Source organism: Pseudarthrobacter sp. 01T43 (assembly GCF_056398665.1).
This window is the reverse complement of the sequence record NZ_JBFTPV010000004.1, coordinates 206,786-221,938: the sequence shown is the minus strand read 5'-3', so window position 1 is coordinate 221,938 and position 15,153 is coordinate 206,786. Positions and strand designations below refer to the sequence as shown.

8 protein-coding genes are annotated in these 15,153 nt (G+C 67.4%); 2 read left to right on the top strand and 6 right to left on the bottom strand.

Going from position 1 to position 15,153, the window contains the following annotated elements:
* Window positions 1-53: 53 nt before the first annotated feature.
* Window positions 54-1,082: a YlbL family protein gene (locus AC1DIM_RS06745; protein WP_477709794.1), complete on the bottom strand. Its 1,029-nt coding sequence runs from the start codon at window positions 1,080-1,082 to the stop codon at window positions 54-56.
* A gap of 296 nt (window positions 1,083-1,378) precedes the next feature.
* Between AC1DIM_RS06745 and AC1DIM_RS06740 the strand changes: the two genes are divergently transcribed.
* The gene (locus tag AC1DIM_RS06740; RefSeq protein ID WP_477709716.1) at window positions 1,379-2,809 is read left to right on the top strand and encodes a zinc-dependent metalloprotease; all 1,431 of its coding nucleotides are present in this window, start codon (window positions 1,379-1,381) and stop codon (window positions 2,807-2,809) included.
* 9 nt (window positions 2,810-2,818) lie between these two features.
* On the opposite strand, the gene AC1DIM_RS06735 is transcribed toward AC1DIM_RS06740, so the two are convergent.
* From AC1DIM_RS06735 to nudC, 3 genes are all read right to left on the bottom strand, one after another.
* Window positions 2,819-3,481: a SprT-like domain-containing protein gene (locus tag AC1DIM_RS06735; protein ID WP_477709715.1), complete on the bottom strand. Its 663-nt coding sequence runs from the start codon at window positions 3,479-3,481 to the stop codon at window positions 2,819-2,821.
* Window positions 3,478-5,613, bottom strand: a complete 2,136-nt coding sequence (locus AC1DIM_RS06730) for an ATP-dependent DNA helicase UvrD2 (protein ID WP_477709714.1) — start codon at window positions 5,611-5,613, stop codon at window positions 3,478-3,480. The genes AC1DIM_RS06735 and AC1DIM_RS06730 overlap by 4 nt, the downstream gene beginning before the upstream one ends.
* 104 nt (window positions 5,614-5,717) lie before the next feature.
* Entirely contained in the window at window positions 5,718-6,740 is a 1,023-nt protein-coding gene (nudC, locus tag AC1DIM_RS06725; RefSeq protein ID WP_477709713.1) for an NAD(+) diphosphatase, read from the bottom strand.
* Between the two features lie 167 nt (window positions 6,741-6,907).
* Between nudC and AC1DIM_RS06720 the strand changes: the two genes are divergently transcribed.
* Entirely contained in the window at window positions 6,908-8,206 is a 1,299-nt protein-coding gene (locus AC1DIM_RS06720; protein WP_477709712.1) for a macrolide 2'-phosphotransferase, read from the top strand.
* Here AC1DIM_RS06720 and AC1DIM_RS06715 read toward each other — a convergent pair.
* Both AC1DIM_RS06715 and AC1DIM_RS06710 read right to left on the bottom strand, forming a co-directional pair.
* On the bottom strand, window positions 8,193-11,774 hold the full coding sequence (locus AC1DIM_RS06715) for an ATP-dependent helicase (RefSeq protein ID WP_477709711.1): 3,582 nt from the start codon (window positions 11,772-11,774) through the stop codon (window positions 8,193-8,195). The two genes, AC1DIM_RS06720 and AC1DIM_RS06715, sit on opposite strands and share 14 nt — an antisense overlap.
* Window positions 11,771-15,127 (bottom strand): ATP-dependent helicase, encoded by a 3,357-nt coding sequence (locus tag AC1DIM_RS06710; protein ID WP_477709793.1) that lies wholly within the window; start codon window positions 15,125-15,127, stop codon window positions 11,771-11,773. Before AC1DIM_RS06710 ends, AC1DIM_RS06715 begins: the two co-directional genes overlap by 4 nt.
* Window positions 15,128-15,153: the final 26 nt, after the last annotated feature.

Below are 15,153 nucleotides of genomic sequence, written 5' to 3'. Positions count from 1 at the left end.
ACGTCCGTCATATCTGCCACGAGTGGCGGTAAAGCTTAGTTCCTGGCCTCAGTCTAGTTGCTGGTGCAGGACGGCAAACCGGCCGTGTCCTGACCTGATCCGGCGAGTTCGACGGCGGATCGTGCCTGGTCAAGGTTCTCCACCTTCACCACCTGCATTCCGTCCGGCACGTTGCCCACCACCTCATCGCAGTTATCTGCCGGGGCGAGAAACAGCGTGGCTCCCCCGGCACGGGCACCCAGCATCTTCTGCCGGATCCCGCCGATGGGGCCCACAGTGCCGTCGGGGCTGATGGTTCCGGTACCGGCAATGTGCTTGCCACCGGTCAGGTCGCCCGGCGTGACAGTGTCCACGATCCCCAGCGCGAACATCAGACCGGCGCTGGGGCCGCCCACCTTGTCCAGGGAAATCTTCACATCGAAGGGAAACGTAAACAGATACTTCAGCATGATTCCCAGGATGTAACGGCCGGCACCGTTGTCCTTCGGGGTGATGGTTTGGGTGACGGACTCCCCTGCCCGCTGAACCACCAGGGTGACAGGCGCACCCTTGCCCGCGGCCAGTTCCTCCTGCACCACGGCGAGGGACGTGATGGGTTTCCCGTTGATGGTCTCGAAGACGTCACCGTCGTCGACTTTGCCGGCCGACGGCGACCCGTCGGAAAGCCCGGCGGCCTGCAGGTGCTGGCCAAAGGGGATGTTGAGCTCCTTGAGTGCTGATGCGACGGCATTCTCCTGGGAAGTGGTCATGGCCACGGAGCTCTGTTCTTCGGCTTGCTCCTTGGTGGTGCCCGTGGGGTAGATCAGCTCCTGCGGGTACACGGACTTGGAGCCGTCCAGCCACGCACCAAAGACCCCCAAAATGCTGACCGGGCCGGTGGGGCCACCCTCCACATAAACCGTGGTCAGGTCCAGGTTGCCTTTTGCCGGGTAGGTCTCGTGCCCCGTGACGCTGATGACGGGGGTTTCTCCGGACCTGTCGAGGGTATTGAACGTGGGCCCGGCGCGCTCTACTACATAAGGCACCGGAATGGTGGCAGCCGCTATCCCCAGCCCCACAGCCAGTACTCCCGAGAGCATCATGACGGACACCCACTTGTCCCGCTGGCGGGGGGTCCGCGGGGCGGAGTGCCCGGCAGGGACAACCCCGGCCGCAGGGCCTGCGGGGGGTCCGGCAGTCACGGTTGCGCCGTCGTCGAGCTTGGGAGCGTGGTCCTCGTGTGGGTGTTCGCCACGGGTTGTAGTCACTGAACCAACACTACGCGGTGGCGCTGTCTGCCAGCTCTTTGCCTAGAGCGAACGGGCACCCTGTCCGGCAGACAGCCGCCACGGCCCGGGGTACCGTGAAGTGAACGCTCAAACTGACGATCGGCGGGACCATGACCTCCAACCCACTCAATCCGTCCGACGGCGATGACACGCCAAAGGATCCGTTGACCGAGATGCTGCAGAACCTGATGGGCGGCAAGGGTATGGAAAACTTCGACCCCGCCGAACTGGCGAAAGCCGCCGGCCTGCCGGATGACCCCAACCTGCTGGCGCAGATGTTCTCCCAGGTCCAGGCCATGATGAGCGCCCCCTCGGAGGGCCCCGTCAACTGGCAGCTCGCCCACGAGAACGCCCGGCGTGTCGCGGCCAGCAGCGCGGATCCGTCGGTCACGGCCCAGCAGAGCCGGGAAGTGGACGAAGCCCTGCGGCTTGCCGAACTCTGGCTTGATCCCGTGACCGATCTCCCTGCCACCGGCCTGATCGGCCGGGCCTGGTCCCGCGCCGAGTGGGTGGAAGCCACCCTCGGAACGTGGAAGCGGCTCACCGAACCGGTCGCGAACAGCATCGCCAATGCCCTCTCCAACGCCATGACCGAGCAGATGCCCGAAGAGATGAAGTCCATGATGGGCGGGGCATCGTCCATGCTGCAGAACATGGGTGGTGCGATCTTCGGCATGCAGCTGGGTCAGGCCATCGGTGCGCTCTCCGCCGACGTCGTCAGCTCAACAGACATCGGTGTGCCCCTGGCCGACCTCGAAATGGCCCTGTTGCCTTCCAACGTCGCGTCCTTCGGCGAAGGGCTGAGCCTGCCGGCGAATGACATCCGCCTGTTCCTCGCAGTCCGCGAGGCGGCCCACGCGCGCCTCTTCGTCCAGGTCCCTTGGCTGCGGGGCCATCTCCTGGGCGCCATTGAGGCCTACGCCCGCGGCATCCATATCGACACCTCCCGGATCGAGGAACTGGCCCGGGACCTTGATCCCGGCAACCCCGAAGGCATCCAGGAAGCGCTGTCCAAGGGCGTCTTTATGCCGCAGCGGACACCCGCCCAGGAGCAGGCCCTCGAAAAACTGGAAACAGCCCTGGCTCTCGTTGAAGGCTGGGTGGACGAGCTCACGGCTTCCGCCACGGAGAAGATGCTGCCCTCCGCGGCTGCGCTCCGTGAGACGGTCCGGCGGCGGCGCGCCACCGGCGGCCCCGCTGAACACGCCTTTGCCTCCCTCGTGGGGCTGGAGCTGCGTCCCCGCCGCCTGCGGGACGCCGCCACCCTGTGGGCCGTCCTGAAGGAGGAGCGGGGCATTGCCGGACGCGACGCCATCTGGCAGCATCCTGATCTGCTACCCACAGCGGAGGACCTCGATGACCCCCAGGGCTTCGGCGGGCGCCGCAAGCTGGCGGAGGCCAGCGACAGCGAAGTGGACGACGCACTGCAGAAGCTCCTCAGTGGCGGCTTCGATGACGCGCCGCAGGACTCCGGTGACTCCAGCAGCGGAGACGCCGGTGAGGATGCCGACGACGACGATACGGACCGGCCGAAAGGCTAACGGAAGTGCCTAGTCGGCGTCGCCGTGGCTGTGACCGGTGCCTTCTTCCGGCTCGGTGCCGTCGGCTGGCCTGAAGTTGCCGTCTGACCCATGGCCGCCCGTGCCCAGGCCACGGGAGGTGGCGTACGAGACGCCCTCCAGGAACGCCTTGGCGCGGATGGTGTCCGGATAGGATTCCAACAGTTTCCAGAAGGCAGCGTTGTGCCCGGCCACGAGCAGGTGCGCGAGCTCGTGCAGCAGCACGTAATCGATGACCCACTGCGGCATCGACCGGAGCTTGTCGGAGAGCCGGATGGTTCCTTCCGAAGGCGTCGCCGAACCCCAGCGTGAGTTTTGGTTGCCCACCCAGCGAACCGAGGTGGGCACCGCCCTGCCGCCGAAGTACTGGGCCGAAAGGTGCGCAGCGTGGGCAGCCAGCGCAGCGTCCGTGGCAGGCTGCTTACGGCCTTTGTCTGCGCGCCGCTCCCCTTGCCGGTGCAGCTTCTCCAGCATCCGGTGGACCCATTCCGACTCCTGGGCGGCCGTGAACCGGGCCGGAATGGCCACAACCGCGGTCCCGTTTTCCCAAAAGGCAGCTACTGTCCGGGTGCGCCGGGCCGACCGCCTCACCTCCACCGGAGCCCCACCGGCAGTGGTCAGACCCGGCGCCCGGTTGCCTTGGCCGGTCCTCACAGGATGGTGCTTTCGACGAGTACCCGCAGCACGTCTTCGCCGTAGCGTTCCAGTTTGGCGGGGCCGACGCCGGCGAGGGCGGCGAGCTCCTCCAAGGAGGACGGCTTGGCCTCCGCAATGGCCGTCAGCGTGGCGTCTGTAAAGACCACAAAGGCCGGGACTTCTGCGGCCTCCGCGATTTCCTTCCGCCATTGCCGGAGTGCGTCAAAAGTCTGTTCCTCGTAGCTGGGCGGGCAGTCGTTGCAGCGCCCCACTTTCCGTTCGGCGCCGCTGGCCAGCATGCTACCGCAGACCCTGCAGGTCGCAGGGGCCGCAGCCTTGCGGCGCGGGGCAGGCCCTTTGCCGCGGACGCTGGAGCTGGCAACGGAGTTGGGCCGGAGCCCGTCAAGGAATCGTGAGGGTTTCCGGTTGGCCCGCCCGCCGGGCGTCCGCGCCGTGGACCAGGACAGTGCAAGGTGCTCGCGGGCCCGGGTGATTCCCACATACAGGAGGCGGCGCTCCTCATCCACGGCCTCGGGACTGTCGGCGAAGGAGATGGGCATCAGTCCTTCGCTGAGGCCCACGAGGAAGACGGCGTCCCACTCCAGGCCCTTCGCAGCGTGCAGCGAAGCAAGCGTTACACCCTGAACCGTGGGGGCATGCTGCGCCAGGGACCGTTCCTGGAGTTCATTGACGAAGTCCGCCAGGCCGAACTGCTCGCCCCGGACCTGGACCAGTTCGTCGGCAAGGGCCACCAGTGCCGCCAGGGATTCCCAGCGTTCGCGGAGGGCGCCGCCGTTGTGGGGCGGAGCTTCGGTGTAGCCAAGGGACGCCACGATGTCGCGCACCAGCTGGCCCAGCGGTTCAGGCGTGGCCGATTCGGCCACCGCCCTGGTTGCGGCCCGCAGCTGAAGGATGGCATCGCGCACTTCCTTGCGGGCGAAGAAACGCTCGCCGCCCCGAAGTTGGTAGCCGATCCCGGCTGCCGCGAGGGCCTGTTCATAGGCTTCGGACTGCCCGTTGGTCCGAAAAAGGACGGCTATCTGGCTGGCGGGAGTGCCGGCGTCGAGCAGTTCCCGGATTTTGACGGCTGCTGTGGCGGCTTCGGCTTCATCGTCGGAGCATTCGGTGAACTGCGGCATCGGCCCGGCCGGGCGCTGGGCCACCAGCTGAAGAGGGGTTGCCCAAGCCGAATCGGCGAGCGGGCCTCCGCTACGCCGTGCTGCCAGGAGGTCGTTGGCCAGCTTCACCACCTGCGGCGTGGAACGGTAATCGCGGATCAGCTTCACCACGCTGGCCTGCGGGTACTGCGCCTTGAATCCCAGCAGGTGCTTGGGGGAAGCGCCGGTAAAGGAGTAGATGGTCTGGCTGGCATCGCCCACCACGCACAGTTCATCGCGGCCGCCGAGCCACAGTTCCAGGAGGCGTTGCTGCAGCGGGGAAACGTCCTGGTATTCGTCCACTACGAAATGCCGGTACTGCTCGCGGACCGTGGCGGCGACCTTTTGGTCCTCCTGCAGGATGCCGACCGTGATCAGCAGGACGTCCTCGAAGTCGATGACGTTGCGGTCCGTCTTGACGTCTTCGTAGGACTGGAAAACCCGGGCGACGGCGGTCAGGTCAAACCCACCGGGAGTGCCCCGATCCTGCGCGTTCTCCAAGTAGTTGGCCGGCGTCAGCATGGAAACCTTGGCCCACTCGATCTCCGAGGCGAGGTCGCGGATGGAGGCGCGGTCCGTGCTGAGCCTGAGGCGGCGGGACGCCTCAGCGATCATCTGAGCCTTGTGGTCCAGCAGGTGGGGCAGCGTGCCGCCCACTGCCTGCGGCCAGAAAAACTGCAGCTGCCGTAATGCGGCGGCGTGGAAGGTGCGGGCCTGCACGTTGCCCACGCCGAGGTCCCGCAGCCGGCTGCGCATTTCAGCCGCAGCCCGGGCTGTAAAGGTGACGGCGAGGAGCCGCTGTGGACTATAGACCCCGGAATGAACCCCATAAGCTATCCGGTGCGTAATGGCACGGGTCTTTCCGGTCCCGGCGCCGGCAAGGACGCACAACGGACCTGTCAGGGTGCTGGCGACCTCCCGCTGCTCGGCATCAAGTCCGCCGAGGATGCGTTCCTCGAGGGACTGTGCACTGTCAAAATTCTCTGTGGTCACTTCTGCTGCTCTGTTGTTGGAACTACTGGTGTTGGAACTGTCGCAAACGGGACTGCCGGGTGGGACGACTTGCCGGCGACGGGCATGCTGCGCCGGCAGGGTGGTCAGGTGTCAGCGCGGTCCATGATCCGGCCGCCATACCAATGCTCAATCAAGGAGCGTGCGATGGACAACCGGCTGGATATGGTGATCTCGCCGGCGAGTACGGCGGCCTGCAATTCCTCCCGGCTGAACCAGCGCGCCCGGGTGACCTCCACGCCGTCGGGCGTTGCCTCGGTGTCCTCCGTGATAGCGGAGAATCCAAGCATCAGGGAGGCCGGGAACGGCCACGACTGTGAGCCCAGGTACTGGGAGCGCGTGATCCTGACGCCCACTTCCTCATGGATTTCCCTGATCACGGCCTGCTCGAGGGATTCGCCGGGCTCGACGAATCCAGCAAGCGTGGAGTAGTTCTTCGCGTCCAGCGGTCCCCCGCCGCCCAGCAGGAGCCGGCCGTCCGATCCCACAACCGTCACGATGATGGCAGGGTCTGTCCGGGGGTAGTGCTCAGAATTGTCCGCCGGGCAGCGGCGCACCCAACCGCCGGACTCCACGACTGTGGGGACACCGCAGCGGGGGCAGTGAGTGTGGGTGGCGTGCCAGTTGGCTATGGCGCTGGCCTCAACAAACAACGCCGTATCCGTGGGGTTCAGGACGGCGGCGATGTCGCGGAATCCGGCCCACTCGGCGTCGGACGGGATTCCTGCCGCGCCCGGCGCCACAGTTTCGGGCAGGATGATCAGGACAATGTCCGAGCCGCCAGGCAGGTCCGAGTCCGGGAGCGCGGCGCCGAGGTAGATGGCCTGGACTGGGACGGTACCAAAATCCTGGAGCCGCGCCAGCAGCGCACGTGCCGGCGGCAGGAACAGTTGGTTGGCTTGGATCAGGGCCTGCCGGCCAGCCAAAACAAGGGCGAGCGTTCCCTCCCTGGCCAATAGGTCCTCAACCATGCCGGGCCGGGCGCGTTCCACGGACCCGCGGTCCACCGCTGCCGGCCGAACCGGCAACACGGTATCGAACAGGTGGTTGGCCGACAGTTGGACTGCCTGCGCCTGGTAGGCCGGTGTAGCGGACTCCGCATAACTCATGTATCCACCGTACTGACTCGGACCGACAATTTACATTTGGTAGGAAGAATCGGCAGCACATGTGGCCGGGACCTCAAGCCCCGGCAAAGGGTCGACATTTGCATGGTATCTGGAGACTCGCCGCCGCACATCGCCGTGTTGGCCGCCAGCCAATCTACCGTGGAATGGTGAGAAGAAAACCGATCGAACTGGCAGCCGTTGCAACCGCGGCAGTCCCCGGACTGACCCCCACCGCCGTCAGCTCCGCGGCGGATGACCCCGCCGATTTCGACTCCGCCCTGCTCCTTGATTCCGAAGGCAAGCGCTGGCGGGTCAGGTCGCCGCGGCATGCGGAGGCCAGCGCCAGGCTGGAAACGGAATTCCTTGTACTGCGCGCATTCGCACCAGCCATCCGGGCCGAGCTGCCCTTCCTGATGCCCACTGTCGCCGGCAGCGTCCGGCTCGGCAGCCTGAGCACGTTTGTGTACTCGCACCTCGGCGGCAGTACCCGCAGCGTGGAGGAACTGACCGCCGGCCCCGAAGCGCTTGCCCGGGAAATCGGAACGGCATTGGCCGCAATCCACGATCTTCCGCACTCCCTGGTCAGCAACGCCGACCTGCCCAGCTATACCCCGAACGAATTCCGCCAGCGCAGGCTCAACGAACTGGACCAGGCTGCCACCACCGGCAAAATCCCCGCTTCGCTCCTGCGCCGCTGGGAACACGCCCTGGAGGACGTCTCGCTGTGGCGGTTCAACCCCAGCGTTGTCCACGGCGACCTCCATGAGGACAACCTCCTGGTGGAGGGCAGCCGCGTCACAGCGGTGACGGGTTGGACCGATCTGCGGATCGGCGATCCTGCCGACGACTTCGCCTGGCTGGTTGCCTCGAACGAGCAGGACTTCGTCGACGCAGTGCTGGCCAGTTACACGGCCAGCCGCCGGGATGCCCCGGACCAGCACCTGCTGCGGCGGGCCGCACTGTCGGCGGAGTTCGCCTTGGCGCAGTACCTCGTCAAGGGCATTGCGGCCGGCGACTCCGGCATGGTTGCTGAAGCTGAGCGCATGCTGGAAACCCTGGCGGCCGACGTCGAGGAACACGGCGGCCAGGCGATCAGCGTCGAGCCGCTGCCGGGTCAGGCCCCTGCCGGGGCCGGTGTACCAGCCGACGGCGTCCCGTCGCCAACGGTGACCGGTTCGGCCGCTTCCGCCGTTACCGTTGCCCCGGTCCCCCCGGTGACGGTCATCCCCGTCCCGGTCGTGACGGTCATCCCGGTTCCTGATGTGCCCGTACCCGGAGTGCCCGTTGGCGAAGCTACCGCCGTCGCAGCACCCGGACCAGTAGCTGCCGATGACTCGCCGAACGACGAGGCAACAGAACTCGAGGCACCTGAAGCAGAGGCACCTGAAACCTCGACACCGGCAGCCCGGTCTGCCGAAGACACCTCAACTGCGGCAATCAGCATCGTGGACGTCAGGAAGAACTAGCTCCCAGCGCGGCTGCCACAATCTGCTCGAGTTCCTCAGCGGAACCCAGATCGTGCGGACGCACCACCTGGTTGTCCGCCACATAGAAGAACGCAGCCCGGACTTCGTCCACAGGGACCCCTTTGAGCCGTGCCCAGGCGAGCCGGTAGGCAGCGAGCTGGACGGACTTGGCCCGGAGCTGGGACGCGGAAGGCCGGCGACCGGTCTTCCAGTCCACCAGGTCCCAGCGGCCGTCGGCATCCAGGAAGACGGCGTCGATGCGCCCGCGGACCACCACTTCCCCTACCCGGGTTTCGACCGGGACTTCAACAAACGCGGGCGAACGGTCGCTCCACTCGGAGGTCTTGAACGTGGCCACCATGGCGTCGAGGTCATAGGCGGCATCGATATGATCATCCGAACCTGGTGCCTCGCCAAGATCCAACATGCCGGCAGTGCCGAAGTATTCCTCCACCCAGGCGTGGAATGCGGTGCCTTTCCGCGCCGACATGCCTGGCTCGCGAGGAACCGGGCGCCGGAGCCGGCCGACTACCCCCTCCGGGTCCTCGCCGAGGTCCACCAACGTGGACGCGGAGATATGGCCAGGCAGATGCACGTCCTGTCCGCCCGCCCGTCTGGAGCGGCGTTCCAGCAGCAACGCAGCTTCCCGGGCCCACTCTGCAGCACTGCCCCGGAGCCTCCGGCCCTGCTCCCCGGCAGCCCCGGAACCGTCAACAGCCACGCCGTCACCGGAAAGGGCGCCCTGGGTGCCGGCTGCACTCAGCGCGCCGAACGCGTCCCCGGCGCTTGACGCAGCAAGTGCGGCCAGGACACGCGCCGCGGCACTGTCCATGGCCAACCGCCTGCCGGCAACCACGCGCCGTCGTTCGCCTGTACGGGGATCGACTGGACCTTCGAGAGGGTCATACGGCCATGTGGCCAGCTCGGTTTCGGTGGTTAACGGGCTCTTTTCCGGCAGGGACGCTTCGGCCGCTGATGACGGATGCACTGCCGCGCCAGCAGTTGGTGGCTTCTCTCCCGCCCCGGTGGTGAGTTGCTCCAGCTCAGCCAGGAAAGGCGACATCTCAGCCCGGCCCGCCCGGGAGCCGACCCAGGCTGCGCTGGAAACCCAGAGAACGTGCTTGGCCCTGGTGTAGGCCACGTACGCCAGCCGGCGTTCTTCACCCTCGCCGTGGACCTGGACTGCCGACTTGAAGTCCTTCTCGGCGTCCAGCCAGCCTTTTTGGTCGGGCTGGTCGGTGTCCCATTGCGGCAGGTCCGACCGGTCACCCCGCAGCGGCCAAGGCAATGCGGCCGCGCCGCTGCTCCACCGGGAGTCCTTGTTGCTCGGGAAGGCGCCCGCATTCAGGCCCGGGACAAAAACAACGTCCCATTCCAGGCCCTTTGATGCGTGGACGGTCAGCAGCTGGACGGCCTCGCGGTTGATATCCGGCGGCGGGGCTTCCAGGCCGTTCTCTTCGGCCGAGGCCGCCTCCAGCCAGGCGAGGAAGGCAAGGATGTCCACCCGATGGGAAGTCCGCAGGAATCCCGCTGCCGCGTCCTGGAACGCGTCAAGGTTTCGTCGGGCCTGGTGGATGCTGATTCCCGGGCGCGCCGCAACTTCGATATCGAGCAGCATGGCGCGTTCCACCTCCCCGAGCAGGGTTGTGAGGTCGTCGCCGAGGTATCCGCGCAGCAGCCTGAGCTCAGCCGAGAGCCTGCCGAGCCGTTCGCGTGCCTCGGCGGTCAGCACCCGGCCATGGGCGGAGACCCAGTCTTCGCGCGGCAGCCAGTCCAGCGCCTCGACGAGGCTGGCGCCGTCAGTCAGGTCGCTTTCAATGATGGCATCCTCCGCGGTGGCTCCTCCGTCAGCGTCCACAGATGGTGTCCCGGCCCGGTGTCCGCGGCGGCGTGCGAGCTGGCTGGACCAGTCGCGGAATGCCATCAGGTCCGCCGGGCCGATCCGCCACCGCGCCCCCGCGAGGAGGCGCATCAGGGAATCCGAGCGTCCCGGATCGGCCAACACCCGCAGGGTGGCCACGAGGTCGACAATCTCGGGGGTGTCAAGGAGTCCCCCAAGCCCCACGATTTCGTAGGGAATCCCGCGCGACTCGAACTCCCGGCGGATGGTCTCCATCTGGGCCCGGCGCCGGCACAGCACAGCCAGCGCCGGTGGCACCGGAGTGCCGTCGGCTTCACGTTCGAAGTCCGTGACCCGGTACTTCTGGACGTCGCCGGCCAAGGCCGACGCCTCATCGACGTCAGTACCGAAGCGGCCCAGCACCACCTGCCCTTCCACGGCGAAGGGGCTCGGCTGCAGGGGAGGCACTGCCGCGGCCTCCGGGGTGGTGCCGGCCGGTGCCCTCTGTGCCTCGGCCCGGCCCAGGGCCTCGGACATGATGTTGGCCGCGGAGAGTATGGCCCGGCCGTTGCGCCACGCGGTGGTGAGATAGGACGTTGGCGCCGGCGCATACGCGGCCGGGCCACCGTCGTCGCTGTCCCCGATGTCCCCGTTGCGGTCCAAGTCGCTGTCCAACTCGCGGTCCAAACGGACGGGGAATTCGCGGACAAAATGGAAAAGCTGGCCGGCGGAGGCCCCGCGGAAGCCATAAATGGACTGGTTGGGATCTCCGACCGCGGTGACGGCGTGCCCCTCCCCGAAGAGCCGGGAAAACAGCACGAGCTGGGCGTACGAGGTGTCCTGGAACTCATCCAGGAGCACCACTTTGTAGCGCTGGCCTTCCAGTTCCGCAGCCAGCGGAACCTCCCTGGATACCCGGGCAGCGAGCGCCACGAGGTCACCGAAGTCAAGTGCTCCCCGCGCCCGCTTGGCCACGGTATAACGGCCCACCATGTCGGCGACGCTAGCCCGTGTGCGCAACATGGCGGCGAGGTCAGCCGCGGCCTGCGGTGCGTTCTTCGCGGCGCCGGCGACGTACGGGAGGACTTCGAATTCGCCAAGGCGGGCCATCAGCCAGGCTTCGACGTCGGCCGGTTCCTGCAGGTGCTCGGCGCACTCCCCTGCCAGCTGGATGACTGCCTTGACCAGGGTTGACTTGGCCGCCTTGAAGTGGCTGTAGTCGCCGTCGAACGCTTCCACCACTTCACTGGCCAGCTGCCAGGCCTGGGCGCCGCCAAGCAGCACAACGTCCCGTTCCACCCCGAGCCGCAGCCCGTAGTCGGACACGATTCCGCTCGCGAACGAATGGTACGTGGAGACCTTCGGCTCAAGTGCGTCACTGCTGAGCAGGCCCTCCGGGAACACGGCATGCCCGGTGTCCTGAGCCGCAATCCGCTGCAGGGCTGCCAGCTTGGCCCGGATCCTGGTGGCCAGCTCACCGGCAGCCTTCCTGGTGAACGTGACGCCCAGGACTTCCTCGGGCCTGACCCAGCCGTTGGCCACAAGCCAGACCACGCGGTCGGCCATGGTGGCGGTCTTGCCGGAACCTGCACCGGCGATCACCAGCCGGGGGGCCAAGGGGGATGAGATGATGGCGGACTGTTCAGGCGTGGGGGTGTTTTTTTCACCCAGGAGCGCGGACAGCTGTTCAGGGCTGAAGAGCGGCTCGGGAGACCGGTGCCGGTTCATTCTGTGACCTGCTTTCCGCGGACACAAAGGGGACAGACCTCCGGGAGCCGGCAGCCGTGGCCGCCGTGGCTGCCCTTGGCCGGATCGTGCCTCGCTTCGAAGCTGCTGCCTGACATCAGCACTGCCGCGTCAGTGACCATCTCCAGTGCCCAGTTTTCCTGCGGATCCAGCGGTTCCTGTTGTTGGACGCCGGGGCTCTTGGTGGTGGTTCCCAGCTGGGCCAGCACGGCGCCGCCCGGCACTGCACCGACGGGCACAGCGGGCCCGGTCATCCCGGGCAAATCCCGGAAGCCGCCAGCAAGAACGGCTGCCTGGTAGGCCCCCAACTGCGGATGGCGGGACAACTCTGTCTTGCCGGGTTGCCGTTTTCCGGTTTTGAGGTCCACCACCACCAGCCTTCCCTCGTTGTCGATCTCCAGCCGGTCCACCTGGCCGCGGAGCACGGCGGCCCGCGGCTCGCTGATACTGGACCCGGGGTCCGAGCCATCTGATTCCAAACCGCCGGGGTTCAGGCCTGCGGCGTCCAGGCCATCCAGGCCGTCCAGGCTGTCCGGCTGCATCGGCGGCAGGTCGGGCAGGCGCACCTCGAAGTCCTGCTCGACGCCCAAGAGGCTACGGCCCTCGCTCCGCATTACCAGGATGTACTGGGCGAGCTTGCGCACCATGGTTTCGGCCCGCTGGAAGTCGAGCTTTCCCTCCCAGTTGTCCTTCATGCCCAGCGTGGGCCACCGGCGCACCAGTTCTTCAACGTACTGACCTCCGGATGCCTCCGGCATGTCCTGCGCGATGGCGTGGACCAGGGTTCCCAGGCTGCGCGCGAAATCGGTGGCGGCTTCACCGCCGGCGGCTTGGACAAACCAGTCGAGTGGGGACTTCTGCACGGACTCCACCTTCGAGGGCGAGACATAGACGGTCCCGCCGGGCGGTACCACCGGCTCCGACGTGCTCAGGGACAACAATCCCCACCAGCTGTCCGGGTGGGCCCCTGGCACGGGCGGTTCCGCGAGGGCCAGTGCGGCAAGAACCCTGGCGGCCTCTTCGGCCTCGGGCTCAAACCTGCCTTCCAGCTGGGCATACTGGCGCAACTCGGCCACCAGTGCACGGAGCGTCATGGGCCGTTCCACCTGCGTGAATCCTCTGCCCTCCCGGCCCGGTTCGAGGGGCGCCACATAGTCGAGGAAGGATGAGGGCTGATCGTCCTCCGAGGAGACCGCCGTACAGATCAGGAGCTGTTCGGCCCGGGAAACCGCGGTGGAGAAGCTCCGGAGTTCGTCGTAGCGGATTTCCCGCAGCCGGCTCAGGGGGTCGAGCTGCAGGGCGTAGCTGACCCCGTGCTCCACCGCGTCAGCGAACAGGCTGCTGCCCAGCAGTTCGCCGCGAAGCCGGGTGTTGGGCCATACGCCCTCCTGCAGCCCCGCCACGATAACCACAGGCCACTGGCGTCCCGCGGCGCTGGCCGGGGTCATCAGCTCGACGGCGTCGTCCACCTGCGCCCGCGCGGCGAGCGTGTCCATGGGCAGTTCCTGGTTCAGGAGGTATTCGAGGAACTGCTCGGGACCTGCGCCGGGCATCTGGTCCACGTAGCGCTCCGCCGTGTGGAAGAGGGCCATCATGGCGTCGAGGTCGCGGTCGGCCCGGGCGCCGTGGGAGCCGCCGGACAGGGCGGACTCCGTCCAGGCGTTGGCCAGACCGGTGGAGTGCCAGAGTGCCCAGAGAACTGTCTCGGCGTTGGCTCCGGGCTGGGCTGCAGCGTTCTGCCCGGCCTGGATCATGCGGGCCGTCCGGCGCGCGGACCTGCCCTCCACACCCAGGGTCAGCAGCGCGCCCGGTGCCAGGAGTGCCTCTACCAGCAGGGCGTCACTGGTCCGCCCTCCGCCGCCCTGCAGCTCCTCGCGCCGGAGGGATTGCCGGAGCCGCCGCAGTTCAATCGACGTGGCGCCCCCGATCCGGGACGTCAGCAGCGCGACGGCGGCTTCCGGAGTCAGAAGCGAGGGATCCAGTGCAATGGCATAAGCGTCCAGCAACGGGCGTACAGCCACTTCGTCGCGGACCGCAGACTCGGCCACCGGCACGCGGACCGGGATGCCCTGGCCCGACAGGTAGCGCTGCAGCTCACTGAGCTGGCCGCCGTTGCGGACAATCACTGCCATCTCGGCCAGATCCCGGCCGTGGTTGACGTGCTGGTCCAGAATCCGCTGGGCGACGTATCGCAGCTCGTGCACCGGCGATGGGACCAGGTGCGCTTCGACCGTTCCCGTGAGCGTTGCGTGGACATCGATGGCGGTGGCCCCGGGGTGCGCGGACCGTGCCACGTGTGCGGGCTGCTCGAGCCGCCGCGCCAACTGTCCTCCGGCGCGTTGTGAGATCCGGGCGGCTACGCCGAGCCAGGCCTGCGCAATTGCGGGGGCATGCCGGTGGGTGTGCCAAAGCGGCCGTTCGAGGACGCCGGACCCGGCTGACAGCAGCTGCGGAAGGTCAGCGACGAGATCAGGCCTGGCCCCGCGGAAACCCTGCACTACGGTGTCCGGGGAGAACGCGACGTAGCAGTCCTTGCCCGCGGCGATGTCCGCAAGCAGTTCGTAAACGGCAGGGTTTGCTTCCTGTACGTCATCCACCAGCACCAGCTGCAGCCGTTCCCGTTCTGCGGCCAGGAAGCCGGGCTCGTCCTGGAAGATCTGCCGGGCAGTGGTGATGATGCCCGCGGGATCGAAGGCCTCGGGCATCCGCAGGTCCAGGACGTCCCGGTACTCCGAGTACAGGGCTGCTGCGGCAATCCAATCGGGCCTGCCGCATTGGCGCCCCAGCTCTTCAAGGTCTGCTGCTGTCCGGCCGGACTCGATGATGCGGTCAAAAAGGAGGCGCACTTCGTGCCGGAAGCCGCGGGTCTCCAAGGCCGCTTCCAGATCCGGCGGCCAGGGCAGGTCTAGGCCGGGCAGGCGGTGGCCCTCCAGCAGTTCCCGGATGATCAGGTCCTGTTCCGGGCCGGACAGCAGGCGCGGTGCCCGTGGCAGCGGAAGGATTCCCTCCGCTTTCGCCCGGCGGATCAGGTCAAAGGCGTAGGAGGCCCAGGTCCGGGCGGGCGTGGTGCTCAGGCTCCTGTTCAGCCGCGCAGTAAACCGGTCCCGGAGCGAATCGGCCGCCAGGCGTCCCGGTGCCAGGATCAGGATCCGTTCCGGATCCACGCCGTCCTGCAGCGCACGGCGGACGGCAGCTTCGATCAGGACGGTGGACTTGCCCGTTCCGGGTGCGCCGGGCACCAGCACAGGTCCCGATCCATGCGGCACCTCAACAGCTTCCTGCTGGTCCGATGACAGCACCGGAACCTCCGCGTGGATCTGCCGCGGCGGGAGCAGCCTGAGGCCCGTTCCGCCGGATTGTC

What these genes read in the sequence shown, in the direction of transcription:
- AC1DIM_RS06745 (WP_477709794.1), bottom strand. Translation starts at nt 1,082, where the DNA reads ATGATGCTCTCGGGAGTACTGGCTGTGGGGCTGGGGATAGCGGCTGCC.
- AC1DIM_RS06740 (WP_477709716.1), top strand. Translation starts at nt 1,379, where the DNA reads ATGACCTCCAACCCACTCAATCCGTCCGACGGCGATGACACGCCAAAG.
- nudC (WP_477709713.1), bottom strand. Translation starts at nt 6,740, where the DNA reads ATGAGTTATGCGGAGTCCGCTACACCGGCCTACCAGGCGCAGGCAGTC.
- AC1DIM_RS06715 (WP_477709711.1), bottom strand. Translation starts at nt 11,774, where the DNA reads ATGAACCGGCACCGGTCTCCCGAGCCGCTCTTCAGCCCTGAACAGCTG.